The following is a 13,642-nucleotide window of genomic DNA, read 5'->3' as shown; positions in this document are numbered from 1 at the left end:
ATCTATCCCTAGTACGAGAGGACCGGGATGGACGAACCTCTGGTGTGTCAGTTGTTCTGCCAAGGGCACCGCTGATTAGCTACGTTCGGACCGGATAACCGCTGAAAGCATCTAAGCGGGAAGCCGTCTTCGAGATGAGATTTCCATGCACCTTGAGTGTGAGAGGCTCCCAGCAGACTACTGGGTTGATAGGCCGGATGTGGAAGCGGGGACTAACGACCCGTGGAGCTGACCGGTACTAATAAGCCGAAGACTTGACAACACACTTTTTACCCACACCATTCGTGGTGTGGGGCTCGCGTCCACTTTGTGGTTCCCGACAGACGATCGGGAACATGAAACTGAACACCGCGCATGCGCGGGACAGCTTTCTTGATCCGATGGGTCAAGTCGAAGGTGTTCCGGTGGTCATAGCGAGAGGGAAACGCCCGGTCACATTCCGAACCCGGAAGCTAAGCCTCTCAGCGCCGATGGTACTGCAAGGGGGACCTTGTGGGAGAGTAGGACGCCGCCGGACTCAACGTAAGTGATGTGGCCATCGGCCCTCCATCGAGAACTCGTAGGGGAGACCCTCGTTCTCGGGAGGCCGGTGGCCACATCTGTCTCTGCTGCAGGTCGCTCGACTCACCGGTCGGTTCGTGATGGACTGGGACGGTGCGGCTGTCCGACCGGCAGCGCCTGTACACACAACGACACAGCGGACGATCGCCAGGGCCTCGGGCCCGGGCACGCAACGAGGAGCAACGGTGGCGAACGACGACGAGCAGCGACGCAACGACGGGGATCGTGCGGGCCGTCCCGACAGCGGTCGTGGCCGTGGTCCTCGTCGGGACAACGGACCCCGTGGCTCCGGAGATCGCTGGGCTTCGGGCCCGCGTGACTTCGAGCGGCGTGAGGGTGACCGTGGGGCTCGCGGCGGCGATCGTCCGGCCGGCGGGTCGGGCGATCGGTCCTTCCGCGACGGCGACCGTTCGTTCCGGGACGGTGGGCGGCGCCCGGCGTGGCGCGGCGACCGTGATGAGGCTCGTCCGCCCCGTGGGGACGGGCCCCGTGGCGCGGACCGCGGCGACCGCACCGATCGACCGCGCCGGGATGGTGACCGTCCGTTCCGTGGCGGGGATGACCGTCGTCCGCAGCGAGACGGTGAGCGTCGGCCGTTCCGCGGTGGTGACGATCGTCGCCCACAGCGTGATGGCGACCGTCCGTTCCGTGGTGGTGACCGGCCGTTCCGGGGGAACGATGACCGTCGTCCGCAGCGTGATGGTGACCGGCCGTTCCGTGGAGGTGATGAGCGTCGTCCGCAGCGTGACGGCCAGCGTCGTCCGTTCCGCGGTGGTGACGATCGTCGCCCGCAGCGTGATGGCGACCGTGCGTTCCGTGGTGGTGACCGGCCGTTCCGTGGTGGCGATGACCGTCGTCCGCAGCGCGATGGTGACCGGCCGTTCCGTGGTGGTGACGACCGTCGTCCGCAGCGCGATGGTGACCGGCCGTTCCGTGGTGGTGACGACCGTCGCCCGCAGCGCGATGGGGACCGCTCGTTCCGTGGTGGGGATGACCGTCGTCCGCAGCGCGATGGCGACCGTCGTCCGTTCCGTGATGGCGATGACCGCCCCCGTCGCGACGACCGCGGCGCCGACCGTCCGCGCTTCGGGGACGGCAGCCGTCACGCCGGCGCCAGGTTCGGCGAGGCCGCCCGTGACGACTGGGAAGACCGCGACCCGTACGGCACGCGCTCGATCCGCCCGCGGCACGACGACCCGGAGATCGACGAGAGCGTCAGTGCACGCGACCTCGACCCCGCGGCGCGTGCCGAGCTCAAGACGCTCAGCAAGGACAACGCCGAGTGGGTCGCGAAGCACCTCGTCATGGCGGCGCTGCTCGTGGACGAGGACCCGGAGACGGCCAACCTCCACGCGTTGAGTGCCGCACGTCGAGCCGGACGTGTCGCGGTCGTCCGCGAGACCGCTGCGATCACGGCCTACCGGACCGGTGACTTCGCGACGGCCCTCCGTGAGCTGCGGACCTACCGTCGCATCTCGGGCCGGAACGACCAGCTGCCGATGATGGTCGACTGCGAGCGGGGACTCGGCCGTCCGGAGCGCGCGCTCGAACTCGGGCGTTCGGTGGACCGCGCGGCACTGGAGACTCCGGTGCAGGTGGAGCTCGCGATCGCGATGTCGGGTGCACGACTCGATCTCGGTAACCCCACAGCCGCGCTCGGCGAGCTGGAGATTCCACAGCTCGACCCGAGCACGGCCTACAGCTGGTCACCGGCGCTCTACAGTGCTTACGCGGCCACGCTCGAGGAGCTCGGCCGCCAGGACGAGGCCGACGAGTGGTGGGCGCGGGTCGACCGCGCCGCCGCTGCGCTCGAGGAAGCCGCCGACGACAACGCATGGGAGACGGTTGATGTGGTCGAGGAAGAAGTCGAAGGACACGACGAGCACGGCGCCGACGGGATCGACGACACCGAGCAGCTCGGGGACGACACCGACGAGCGCGACGACCCCGACCAGCTCGGCGGCGACACCGACGAGCTCGACGAGCCCGACGACGACCTCGGCGAGATCGACGACGACAACCCCCGCGACGTCGAGGGCTCCGCAGCCGACTGAGGCGCGGCCGACGCCGCCGACGGAGGGTGTGGACGTCGTCCTCACCGACCTCGACGGCGTCGTCTACCGCGGACGCAACGCGATCCCGCACGCGGTGGAGGCCCTGACGCGGGCGTCGCTCTCGGCCCGCGTCGGCTACATCACGAACAACGCGTCACGTCGCCCGGTCGACGTGGCGGAGCACCTCGAGCGCTTCGGGCTCGAGGTCGGTGCCGACGACGTCGTCACCTCGTCGCAGGCTGGCGTCCGACTGCTCGAGACGCTCGTGCCGGCCGGGTCCACGGTCCTCGTGACCGGCGGGCTCGGTCTGACGAGCATCGTCGAGGCCGCCGGCTTCACGGTGACGTCGAGCGCCGAGGACGCGCCGGCCGCGGTCATCCAGGGGTTCTCGCCGGACCTCGGGTGGACGCACCTGGCCGAGGCCGCCTTCGCGCTCGCTGACCCCGACGTGCCGTGGGTCGCGACGAACATGGACTGGTCGATCCCGGTCGAGCGCGGGATCGCGCCCGGCAACGGCACGCTCGTGTCCGCCGTGCACCAGGCCGTCGGTCGGATGCCGGTCGTGGCGGGGAAGCCCGAGCGTCCGATCTTCGACGCTGCCCTGGCCCGCTTCGGCGGGGAGCACCCGCTGTTCGTCGGGGACCGGCTCGACACCGACATCAAGGGCGCGAACGACGCCGGCATCTCGAGCGTGCTCGTCCTGACCGGCATCGACCAGGCGAAGCAGGTGCTCGCGGCGGACGTCCGGTCGCGGCCGACGTTCCTGCTCGAGGACCTCCGCGGACTGTCGGAGCCCTACCCGGTGACGCTCCGGCGCGAGGACGCCGACGGCACTCGGTACGTGACGGTCGGCGACGCGACGGTGGCCATGCACGGGCACCGGGTCCGTGTCCTCGACGGTGGGACCGCCATCGATCGACTGCGTGCCGGTGCCGCACTGATCTGGGAGTCCGGACTGGCCATCTACGGCCTCGACGTGGATCCGAAGCTGTACGGCGGCGAGTAGCCTGACCGACGTGTCGAACCACGAGCCGGGACCCGAGCCGGGCACCGCCCAGCCGATCCCGGTGCCGGGTGCCGCCCAAGCGATGCCGAAGCCGGGCCCCGCCCGGCACGGCGCGGAACCGGGCAGCGCGCACGAACCGGGCACCGCTCAGGGACCGGGCAGTGCTCAGGAACCGGGCACCGCACAGCAGGGTGCCGAGCCGGACGACGTCGCGGCGCGGACGGCCCGGGCAGAGTCGCTGCCGCTCGAGGAACGTGCTGACGCCTTCGCGGCCATGCACGACGAACTCCGCACCCGGCTCGAGAGCGGGCAGCAGGTGCCGCGTGCCTGAGACCGCTCCGGTCCGGCTCGACGCACTCCTGGCAGCCCGCGGTCTGGCGCGCTCCCGGACGGCGGCTGCGAAGCTCATCCAGGCCGGACGGGTGACGGTGGCGGGCGCCGCGGTCGTGAAGCCCTCCACGCCGGCCGACCCGGACGCGGAGATCGTGGTGGACACCGAGGACGAGTGGGTCTCGCGTGCGGCCCTCAAGCTCGTCCGCGCGCTCGACGAGTTCGCCGTCGACCCCGCTGACCGGGTCGTGCTCGACGTCGGCGCGAGCACGGGCGGCTTCACGCAGGTCCTCCTGCACCGGGGCGCCCGCCGTATCGTGGCGCTCGACGTCGGACACGGGCAGCTCGACCCGGTCCTGGCCCTCGACGAGCGCGTACGCGTGGTGGAGGGGACGAACGCGCGGGAACTCACCGCCGAGGACTACGCGGCACTCGACCCCGAAGCCGCCGACACGAGCCTGGTCGTGGGGGACCTGTCCTTCATCTCACTTCGGCTGGTGCTCCCCGTGCTGGCCGAGGCGGTGCCGGCTGACGACTTCGTGCTGCTCGTGAAGCCGCAGTTCGAGGTCGGCCGCGGCGGTGTCCGCGAGGGCATCGTGCGGGACGCCGGGCTGCGGAACGACGCGCTCATGAACGTCCTCTGGTCGGCGTGGGACGCTGGCCTCGGAACCACCGGCCTCGCCGCCTCACCCATCGTCGGGACGCACGGGAACCACGAGTACCTCGCGCGCTTCCAGCGTCGTGTCGGTGGCGATCCGACAGAATGGGGGAACCCGACAGCGTGGATCGGTCGGGCGATCGAACTGACCGAAGGGGCTGCATGAGCGACCGGCACATCCTGCTCGTCTCCCACACGGGTCGCCAGGACTCCATCGACGCCGCCGTCGAGGTCTGCGACCTCCTCCACGCGGCAGGGCTCGTCCCGGTGATGCCCTTCGACGAGTACGCCGACGTCCGGCGCGCCGAGGCGTCCGTCGGGCAGGTCGACATCCTGAACGTCGACGTGCAGGCCGACCAGCTCGAGATCGTCATCGTGCTCGGCGGGGACGGGACGATCCTCCGAGCGGCCGAACTCGTCCGTGGGACGGGGGCGCCGATCGTCGGCGTCAACCTCGGGCACGTCGGGTTCCTGGCCGAGAGCGAGCGCGACGGACTGCGCGCCACGGTCGAGCGGGCGTTGTCCGGCGACTACAAGGTCGAGGAACGCGTCACCCTGCAGGTCGACGTGGTCGTCGGGCACGAGGTCGTGTACTCGTCCTGGGCCCTCAACGAGGCCACCATCGAGAAGGCATCGCGCGAGCGCATGCTCGAGGTCGTGACGGAGGTCGACGGCCGCCCGCTGTCCTCGTTCGGCTGCGACGGGGTGGTCGTCTCGACCCCGACCGGTTCGACCGCGTACTCGTTCTCCGGCGGCGGCCCGGTCGTCTGGCCGGACGTCGACGCGCTCCTGATGGTGCCGCTCAGTGCCCACGCCCTGTTCTCGCGGCCGATCGTCGTCGGCCCCGACCGCGTGCTCGCGGTCGAGGTCCTGCGCCGAACGAGCGGCGTCGGTGTGCTCTGGTGCGACGGCCGCCGCACCCACGACCTGCCGCCGGGCGCCCGGGTCGAGGTCCGTCGCTCGCCCGACCCGGTGCGCGTCGCACGGCTCAGGGACGCTCCGTTCACCGACCGCCTCGTGGCGAAGTTCCAACTGCCCGTCGCCGGGTGGCGCGGGCCGGCGACCGAGGACGACGCATGATCGAGGAGATCGTCATCTCCGACCTCGGCGTGATCGGTGAGACCACACTCGAGCTCGGCCCGGGCTTCACGGTCGTCACGGGGGAGACCGGTGCGGGCAAGACGATGATCGTCACCGCGCTCGGACTCCTGCTCGGCGCGCGTGCGGACGCGGGCTCGGTCCGTCGCGGTGCCCCGAACGCCGTGGTCGAGGGGCGTTGGCACGTGCCGGAGCACGACGCCGTGGCCGAACGCGTCGAGGACGCCGGCGGGACCGTCGAGGACGGCGAGCTCATCCTCACCCGCACGGTGTCCGCGGAGGGCCGCAGCCGCGCCACGGTCGGTGGCCGCAGCGCCCCGGTCGCGGTGCTCGGCGAACTCGCCGACCAGCTCGTCACGGTGCACGGGCAGTCCGACCAGATCCGCCTGACCTCGTCGAGCGCCCAGCGCGCCGCGCTCGACGGCTTCGGCGGTCGGGCCGTGCAGCGCGCCCTCGACGCCTACGTCGCGGCGTACGACACGTGGCAGGCCCACACCGGCGAGCTCGAGACCCTCGTGCGGGACCGGGACGACCGCGTCGCCGAAGCCGAGCGGATCCGCGCGGCCTCGGCCGAGATCGAGGCCGCCGACCCACAGCCGGGCGAGGACGCCGAACTCGCCGAGCGTGCCGAGCGCCTCGGGAACCTCGAGGACCTGCGGCTGTCCGCCGGTCTCGCGCACGAGGCGCTGTCGAGCGAGTCCCTCGACGACAGCCCGGACGTCGTCGGCCTGGTCGAGTCGGCCCGCCGCGCGATCGAGCGGGTGGCCGGCTCCGACGCGGCCCTGCAGCCGGTGCTCGAGCAGCTCACCGAGCTCGGCATCCAGGCGGCCGAGGCGTCGGCATCCCTGTCGAGCTACCTCGGTTCGCTCGAACCGGACGCCGGGCACGACCTCGAGCTCATCAACGAACGACGGGCGCTCCTCGCGGGGCTCACGCGCAAGTACGGCGACACCGTCGACGACGTCATCGCGTACGGGCAGCGGGCGAGCGACCGGCTGCTCGAGCTCGACGGCGACGACGACCGCATCGTCGCGCTGCAGCAGGCCGTCGAGCACGACGAGCAGGCGCTGGAGCAGGCCGCGACGACCCTCACGGCCGCGCGGGCGAAGGCGGCGGCTGACCTCGCGAAGCGGGTCACCGCCGAGCTCAAGACCCTCGCGATGGCCGGTGCCACACTGGTGGTCGAGGTCACCGACGGCGGCGAGTACCGCCGGCACGGGCGCGACCAGGTCGCGATCCTGCTGCAGCCGCACTCCGGCACGGATCCGCGGCCGATCGGCAAGGGCGCCTCCGGTGGTGAGCTCTCCCGCGTGATGCTCGCGATCGAGGTCGTCATGGCCGGCAGCACGACGGTCCCGACGTTCGTCTTCGACGAGGTCGACGCGGGCGTCGGCGGTGCCGCGGCGATCGAGATCGGTCGGCGCCTCGCCAAGCTCGCAGAGCGCACGCAGGTCATCGTCGTCACCCACCTGGCGCAGGTGGCCGCGTTCGCGAACAACCACCTGAACGTCGTGAAGGACGCCAGCGGTGCGGTGACCTCGTCGAGCGTGCGACGGCTCGAGGGCGAGGAACGGCTGCAGGAGATGGCTCGGCTGCTCTCCGGGCTCGGCGACAGCGCGAGCGGCATGGAGCACGCGCGGGAACTCCTCGACGTCGCCGGCCAGCGCGCGTAGTCCCCGGCCTCGGACGCGGACACGGAGGCACGCCTCGCGCCCGTCCCACACCGCCGTCTCCACGACGCAACGTGGGCGATTCCTCGCAGCGCTGTACCGCTGCGAGGAGCCGCCGACGTTGCGTCCCGCGGAACGGCAGGCCGGCCACCCGCCGTGGACCCGGCCACGCGGCGGGCGCAACGCCCGCGGCGAACGCGGGTCGCGCCTCCCGGCAGTTCTGACGTACGATGGAATCCCGTGGCGGACACTTCAAGCGGCGGAACCAATTCTTCGAACACGACCCCGAAGGTGACGAAGCAGATCTTCGTGACCGGCGGGGTCGTCTCGTCCCTGGGCAAGGGCCTGACGGCGGCCAGCCTCGGCAACCTGCTCACGGCGCGCGGCCTCAAGGTCGTCATGCAGAAGCTCGACCCGTACCTCAACGTGGACCCGGGCACCATGAACCCGTTCCAGCACGGCGAGGTCTTCGTGACCGACGACGGCGCCGAGACGGACCTCGACATCGGGCACTACGAGCGCTTCCTCGACATCGACCTGTCGCAGTCGGCGAACGTCACGACCGGCCAGGTCTACTCGACGGTCATCGCCAAGGAGCGTCGCGGCGAGTACCTCGGCGACACGGTCCAGGTCATCCCGCACATCACCGACGAGATCAAGCGTCGGATGCGCGAGCAGGCCGACAACGACCCGCAGCCCGACGTCATCATCACCGAGGTCGGCGGCACGGTCGGCGACATCGAGTCCCAGCCGTTCATCGAGTCGGCCCGCCAGGTCCGCCACGAGCTCGGCCGCAACAACGTGTTCTTCGTGCACGTCTCGCTGGTGCCGTTCATGAGCGCCTCGGGCGAGCAGAAGACCAAACCGACGCAGCACAGCGTCGCCGCGCTCCGCTCGATCGGCATCCAGCCGGACGCGCTCGTGCTCCGGAGCGACCGCCCCGTGTCGGACTCGAACAAGCGCAAGATCGCGCTGATGTGCGACGTGGACGAGGACGCCGTGGTGAACGCCGTCGACGTCCCGTCGATCTACGACCTCCCGACGCTGCTGCACGACCAGGGCCTCGACCAGGTGATCATCGACGCGCTGAAGCTCGACGCGCACGACGTCGACTGGTCCGCGTGGAAGCCCGTCCTCGACGCCGTGCACGAGCCGAAGAAGGAGGTCACGATCGCCCTCGTCGGCAAGTACATCGACCTCCCCGACGCCTACCTGTCGGTGACCGAGGCCCTGCGCGCCGGCGGCTTCGCGCACAGCGCCAAGGTCCGGCTCAAGTGGGTCGTCTCGGACGACTGCACCACGCCCGAGGGGGCTGCGAAGCACCTCGGGGACGTCGACGGCATCTGCGTGCCCGGCGGGTTCGGCGTGCGCGGCATCGAGGGCAAGCTCGGCGCGCTCCGCTTCGCGCGTGAGCAGGGCATCCCGACGCTCGGCCTGTGCCTCGGCCTGCAGTGCATGGTCATCGAGTACGCCCGCCACGAGGCCGGTCTGACCGACGCGTCGAGCACCGAGTTCGACCCGGAGACCTCGACGCCGGTCATCGCGACCATGGCGGAGCAGGTGGACATCATCGCCGGTGGCGACCTCGGCGGCACGATGCGTCTGGGCCTGTACCCGGCGCACTTCTCCGACGGCTCGCTCGCCGCGGAGCTGTACGGCGCGTCCGAGGCGTCGGAGCGTCACCGTCACCGCTACGAGGTGAACAACGCCTACCGTCAGCAGATCGCGGACGCCGGCCTGGTGTTCTCGGGCACCTCGCCCGACGGCACGCTCGTCGAGTACGTCGAGCTGCCCCGCGACGTGCACCCGTTCTACATCGCGACGCAGGCGCACCCCGAGCTGCGCTCGCGGCCGACGGACGCCCACCCGCTGTTCGCGGGGCTGGTCGACGCGGCGATCGCGCGCCACGAGGCGTCGAGCCTGTTCGACCCGGCGGACGAGCAGGCGGAGGTCGTCGCGTAACGCGACCCACGGTCGGACTGGCGCGCCCCGCTCAGAGGCAAGGCGAAGCCTTGCGCGGGGCGCGCCGACCGAGCCTGCGAGGGAGGACGGTGCCAGCTGGCACCGCGTCTCCCGTCCGTTCTGGGCCCGGCCCGGCGGGACCGGTGCGGGTCCGTCGGACCCGCGTGCTTGGATGGCAGACGTGACTGACGCTGCCGCCCCCATCGCCGACGAACCGACCTCGTTCCCCGTCACCGACTCGACCGTCGTGTACGAGGGGATGGTCTGGGACGTGCGCCGGGACACCGTCGACCACCACGGGCAGGACATGGTCCGGGAGTACATCGACCACACCGGAGCCGTCGCCGTGTTCGCGGAGGACGACGAGGGTCGCGTGCTCGTCATCCAGCAGTACCGACACCCGGTGGGCCTGCGCGACTGGGAGCTGCCGGCGGGGTTGCTCGACCACGAGGGGGAGGACCACCTCGAGGCGGCGAAGCGCGAGCTCGGCGAAGAGGCCGACCTGCAGGCGGAGCACTGGGAGCCGCTGATCCGGTACAACACTTCGTCCGGCGGCAGCGACGAGTTCATCGAGATCTTCCGCGCGAGCGGCGTCAGCGCCACCGACAGCGCGTTCGAACGCGAGGCCGAGGAAGCCGACATCGTCACCCGGTGGGTCCCGCGCGAGGAACTCGTGGCGGCGATCCTGGCCGGTCGCCTGCAGAACTCGGCGCTGGTCGTCGCGACGCTCGCGGTCGACGCACGGTCGCGGCGCTCCGCCTGACACCGGATGCGCCTGACCGGATGACCACGCTCGACCGCGCCGTCGACACGTACCTGCGGCACGTCGCCGTGGAGCGAGGGCTGTCGCGGCACACGGTGTCGGCCTACCGGCGCGATCTGACCGTGTTCGCGGAGTGGCTCGCGACCACGCCCGAGGTCCGCTCCGAGAGCGCCGACCGGGCCGGCGGTGCGTCGGCCACGGCGGACGTCGGACGGCTGGCACGCGCCGACGTCGCCGGGTTCGTGGCGCACCTGACGACCCGGCCGGAGGGGCCGCTCGCACCGAGCTCGGTCGCGCGGATGCTCAGCTCGGTCCGGTCGTTCACCGCGTTCGCCGCCGCCGAGGGGTGGGTGCCGCTCGACCCCGCCACCGCGGTCCGTCCGCCGAAGGCGCCGAGCCGGCTGCCGAAGGCGATCTCGGTGCACGACGTCGAGCGGCTGCTCGAAGCGGCTGGTGGCGCGGACGACGACCCGGTGGGGCTGCGGGACCGGGCGCTCCTGGAGCTGCTGTACGCCACGGGGGCGCGGATCTCCGAGGCCGTGGGACTGTCGGTGGACGACGTCACGACGCTGTCCGATCCCGACGACGGCGGAGGCGCGCCCGGCGCCGGGCCCGGCGACGATGTCGCGGTCGTGAAGGTCACGGGCAAGGGGAACAAGCAGCGCATCGTGCCGCTCGGGAGCTACGCCCGTGCCGCGGTCGAGGCCTACCTGGTGCGGGCGCGTCCGGTGTTCGCGGCGCGGGGGCCGTCGACGCCGGCGCTGTTCCTCGGTGCCCGGGGCGCCCGGCTGTCCCGGCAGAGCGCCTGGCTCGTCATCCAGGCAGCAGCGGAGCGCGCCGGCTTGGCCGAGCACGTGTCGCCGCACACGTTCCGGCACTCGTTCGCGACGCACCTGCTCGAGGGCGGGGCCGACGTCCGCGTCGTGCAGGAGCTGCTCGGGCACGCGAGCGTCGCGACGACGCAGATCTACACGCTGGTGACGGCCGACATGCTGCGGGACGTGTACCAGACGGCTCACCCGCGGGCGCGGCGGTAGGGCGGGCGGGCGGGCGCAGGCCGGGCCTCAGGACGCGAGCTGGGCGGCCACGGCCACGGCGGCCGTCGCGACCGCGACCACGAGGGCGCTCGCCGCAGCGCTCCGTGCCACCACGCGGCGCGCGCCGGAGGCCCCTGGTCGCACGACCCCGACGACGCCGAGGACGATCGCGACGACGCTGACGGCCCCGAACGGGTTCCAAGCCACCGACACGACCGCGAGCACGACGGCCACGAACGCGGTGAGCCCGATCCGCGGCGCGGCGCTGCCCGACGCCCAGGAGCCCGTCCGCAGGGCGCCGCCCTGCACGGAGAACGAGGGGCCGACCGGTGCGACGACGACCGGGACGACGGGCCCCGTCCGCGTCGGCATCGCGTGCGTTGCGGTGCCCCAGGCGTGCCCGTCCCACCAGCGCAGGCGGTTCGCGTCCTGCGGGTCGGGGAACCAGCCGGCGGCCGGCAGTGTCACGGGGTGCTCCTGGAGGGTGCGGTGGACGGTGCGCTTCGACGCTACGCGCTCGGGAGGCACGGCCGCGGCCCCAAGGCGGGTGTCGGCAGGAAAGGGGACCAGCGGGTGCGCTACGGTCAGCGGGTGATCACCGCCGACGAGACGCTGACCGACTTCTGGGCCGCCCGACGGGCCGAGGAACCCTCCCTGCCCGAGACCGTGCCGGAGGCGTGGGCGTTCGGCGCGACGCCCGAGCACGCCGACGGCCTGCTCGAGCTCGTGCTCAGCGGGACGAAGGACGGTACGGCGTCGTCGATGTGGGACTACGAGGCCACGGGCGACCCGCTGCCCGAGGTCGGCGAGCTCAGCGTGATCCTGGACGGCCGCGGAGCGCCGCGCGCCGTGATCGAGACCACGGCGCTCGCCGTCGTGCCCTTCGACCAGGTCGACGCCGAGCACGCCCGGGCCGAGGGCGAGGGCGACCGCACGCTCGAGCACTGGCGCGCGGTGCACGAGCGGTACTGGCGCGAGCACTCCGAGAACCCGCGTGGCTGGGAGCCGGACATGCCGGTGTTGTGCGAGCGCTTCCGTCTGCTGTGGCCGGGAGCGCCCGCCGGGGCGTGACCTAGGCGGGGACGAGCGCGGCGTCGACCTCGTCCATCACGGCGCGGGTGGCCGCGAGGAGCCGGGCGTTGAAGTCGACACCCAGCTGGTTCGGCACCGTCACGAGCACGGTGTCGGCGGCGCGGACGGCGGCGTCGGCCGCGAGCTCCGCGACGAGCTGCTCCGGTTCGCCGATGTACGAGCGGCCGAAGCGGGCCAGTCCACCGTCGAGGTGTCCGACCTGGTCCTGCCCCTCGACCTGCGCACGGACGCCGAAGTAGTGTCGCGACTCGTCGTCGGTGATCGGGATGATGCTCCGCGACACGGACACCCGCGGTTCGCGCTCCCAACCCATCTCGGCCCAGGTCGACCGGAAGCGGGCGATCTGCTCGGCCTGCAGCTGGTCGAACGGCACGCCGGTGTCCTCGGTGAGGAGCGTCGACGACATCAGGTTGAGCCCCTGCTCGGCGGTCCACTCGGCGGTGGCCCGGGTGCCGGCGCCCCACCAGATGCGCTCCGGCAGGGTCTCGGACAGCGGGGACACCGCGAGCGATCCGGCCGAACCGGTCATCTGCGGGTTCGCGTGCGCCATCGGCTCGCCGGCGATCGCCCGACGGAAGACGTCGGTGTGGGCCCGCGCCATGTCGCCGCCGTTGGTGTCGTTCGCCTCGGGCACGTAGCCGAACTGCTGGTACCCGGCCAGGGCGGTCTCGGGCGACCCCCGCGAGACGCCGAGCTGCAGTCGGCCGCCGGCGATGAGGTCGGTCGCCGCCGCCTCCTCGGCCATGTAGAGCGGGTTCTCGTAGCGAATGTCGATCACGCCGGTGCCGATCTCGATGCGGCTGGTCCGGGCGGCGATCGCGGCGAGGAGCGGGAACGGCGCGGCCTGCTGCGGTGCGAAGTGGTGCACGCGGAAGTACGCGCCGTCCACCCCGGCCTCCTCGGCGGCGACGGCGAGGTCGATCGCCTGCACGAGGGCCTCTCGGCCGCTCCGCACGCGCGAGCCCGGCACGTCGCGCCAGTGCCCGAAGGACAGGAACCCGATCTTCGTCATGCCGATGCGAACGCATGGTGCGCGGGCTTCATTCCGCCCCGACTACGGTGGCCGCCATGGACGATCCCCGCACGGCGCTCACGACGGAACGGCAGCGCAACGAGCGGCTGCTCGCCGACGTGGAGCGGAGCATGCGGGACGTCAGCGACGCCCGGCTCGACGCGAACTCCGACGACGAGCACGACCCCGAGGGCGCGACCCTCGCGTGGGAGCGCGGGTCGCTCGGCGCGGTCCGCGACGCCGCGCGGGAGCGGATCCGCCTGGTCGACGCCGCGCTCGCGCGGCTCGACGCCGGCACCTACGGACGGTGCGCCGTCGGCGGCGAACCCGTCCCGGAGGCCCGCCTGGCCGCCGTCCCGTGGGCGGCGACGTGCGTCGCCCACGCGTGACGCGCCTCCA

13 protein-coding genes, 1 rRNA gene and 1 other annotated feature (1 of these 15 only partly in view) are annotated in these 13,642 nt (G+C 72.2%); of the genes, 12 read left to right on the top strand and 2 right to left on the bottom strand.

Annotation, left to right across the window (positions count from 1 at the left end; genetic code table 11):
* Positions 1 to 250: a sequence feature (23S ribosomal RNA rRNA prediction is too short), on the top strand (it extends 19 nt beyond the left edge of the window).
* A gap of 150 nt (positions 251 to 400) precedes the next feature.
* From rrf to HUN58_RS01930, 10 genes are all read left to right on the top strand, one after another.
* Positions 401 to 517: ribosomal RNA gene (gene rrf, locus HUN58_RS01975) — 5S ribosomal RNA — on the top strand.
* Positions 518 to 1,865: 1,348 nt separating this feature from the next.
* Positions 1,866 to 2,615 (top strand): hypothetical protein, encoded by a 750-nt coding sequence (locus HUN58_RS01970; RefSeq protein WP_144804698.1) that lies wholly within the window; start codon positions 1,866 to 1,868, stop codon positions 2,613 to 2,615.
* A 28-nt stretch (positions 2,616 to 2,643) separates the two neighbouring features.
* Positions 2,644 to 3,621 carry an HAD-IIA family hydrolase gene (locus tag HUN58_RS01965; protein WP_180224679.1) on the top strand — a complete coding sequence of 326 codons (978 nt, stop codon included), beginning with the start codon at positions 2,644 to 2,646 and terminating at the stop codon, positions 3,619 to 3,621.
* Positions 3,622 to 3,631: 10 nt separating this feature from the next.
* Positions 3,632 to 3,952, top strand: a complete 321-nt coding sequence (locus HUN58_RS01960; protein WP_114851430.1) for a hypothetical protein — start codon at positions 3,632 to 3,634, stop codon at positions 3,950 to 3,952.
* Positions 3,945 to 4,775, top strand: a complete 831-nt coding sequence (locus HUN58_RS01955; protein WP_114851429.1) for a TlyA family RNA methyltransferase — start codon at positions 3,945 to 3,947, stop codon at positions 4,773 to 4,775. The genes HUN58_RS01960 and HUN58_RS01955 overlap by 8 nt, the downstream gene beginning before the upstream one ends.
* A complete protein-coding gene (locus tag HUN58_RS01950; RefSeq protein ID WP_114851428.1) occupies positions 4,772 to 5,689 on the top strand; it encodes an NAD kinase in 918 nt (305 codons plus the stop codon). Before HUN58_RS01955 ends, HUN58_RS01950 begins: the two co-directional genes overlap by 4 nt.
* Positions 5,686 to 7,380, top strand: a complete 1,695-nt coding sequence (recN, locus tag HUN58_RS01945) for a DNA repair protein RecN (RefSeq protein WP_114851441.1) — start codon at positions 5,686 to 5,688, stop codon at positions 7,378 to 7,380. The genes HUN58_RS01950 and recN overlap by 4 nt, the downstream gene beginning before the upstream one ends.
* Positions 7,381 to 7,617: 237 nt before the next feature.
* A complete protein-coding gene (locus HUN58_RS01940) occupies positions 7,618 to 9,339 on the top strand; it encodes a CTP synthase (RefSeq protein ID WP_180224680.1) in 1,722 nt (573 codons plus the stop codon).
* A 181-nt stretch (positions 9,340 to 9,520) separates the two neighbouring features.
* Positions 9,521 to 10,102, top strand: coding sequence for an NUDIX hydrolase (locus tag HUN58_RS01935; protein ID WP_229666953.1), 582 nt, complete (start codon positions 9,521 to 9,523; stop codon positions 10,100 to 10,102).
* Between the two features lie 20 nt (positions 10,103 to 10,122).
* Positions 10,123 to 11,139, top strand: a complete 1,017-nt coding sequence (locus HUN58_RS01930) for a site-specific tyrosine recombinase XerD (RefSeq protein WP_180224681.1) — start codon at positions 10,123 to 10,125, stop codon at positions 11,137 to 11,139.
* Between the two features lie 27 nt (positions 11,140 to 11,166).
* Here HUN58_RS01930 and HUN58_RS01925 read toward each other — a convergent pair whose 3' ends face one another.
* On the bottom strand, positions 11,167 to 11,607 hold the full coding sequence (locus tag HUN58_RS01925; RefSeq protein ID WP_083520144.1) for a DUF2510 domain-containing protein: 441 nt from the start codon (positions 11,605 to 11,607) through the stop codon (positions 11,167 to 11,169).
* Between the two features lie 126 nt (positions 11,608 to 11,733).
* On the opposite strand from HUN58_RS01925, the gene HUN58_RS01920 reads away from it, so the two are divergent.
* The gene (locus HUN58_RS01920; RefSeq protein ID WP_180226118.1) at positions 11,734 to 12,210 is read left to right on the top strand and encodes an ASCH domain-containing protein; all 477 of its coding nucleotides are present in this window, start codon (positions 11,734 to 11,736) and stop codon (positions 12,208 to 12,210) included.
* A gap of 1 nt (position 12,211) precedes the next feature.
* On the opposite strand, the gene HUN58_RS01915 is transcribed toward HUN58_RS01920, so the two are convergent.
* Positions 12,212 to 13,249 carry an LLM class flavin-dependent oxidoreductase gene (locus tag HUN58_RS01915; protein WP_254631665.1) on the bottom strand — a complete coding sequence of 346 codons (1,038 nt, stop codon included), beginning with the start codon at positions 13,247 to 13,249 and terminating at the stop codon, positions 12,212 to 12,214.
* A 50-nt stretch (positions 13,250 to 13,299) separates the two neighbouring features.
* On the opposite strand from HUN58_RS01915, the gene HUN58_RS01910 reads away from it, so the two are divergent.
* Positions 13,300 to 13,632: a TraR/DksA family transcriptional regulator gene (locus HUN58_RS01910; RefSeq protein ID WP_058743259.1), complete on the top strand. Its 333-nt coding sequence runs from the start codon at positions 13,300 to 13,302 to the stop codon at positions 13,630 to 13,632.
* Positions 13,633 to 13,642: the final 10 nt, after the last annotated feature.

The organism is Curtobacterium sp. Csp1 (genome assembly GCF_013347185.1).
The sequence above is the reverse complement of the archived record's forward strand: the minus strand, read 5'-3'. Positions and strand labels throughout refer to the sequence as shown.

Excerpts from the sequence above, each read along its gene's own strand:
- HUN58_RS01970 (WP_144804698.1), top strand. The coding sequence starts at position 1,866 with ATGGCGGCGCTGCTCGTGGACGAGGACCCGGAGACGGCCAACCTCCAC.
- HUN58_RS01950 (WP_114851428.1), top strand. The coding sequence starts at position 4,772 with ATGAGCGACCGGCACATCCTGCTCGTCTCCCACACGGGTCGCCAGGAC.
- recN (WP_114851441.1), top strand. The coding sequence starts at position 5,686 with ATGATCGAGGAGATCGTCATCTCCGACCTCGGCGTGATCGGTGAGACC.
- HUN58_RS01930 (WP_180224681.1), top strand. The coding sequence starts at position 10,123 with ATGACCACGCTCGACCGCGCCGTCGACACGTACCTGCGGCACGTCGCC.
- HUN58_RS01910 (WP_058743259.1), top strand. The coding sequence starts at position 13,300 with ATGGACGATCCCCGCACGGCGCTCACGACGGAACGGCAGCGCAACGAG.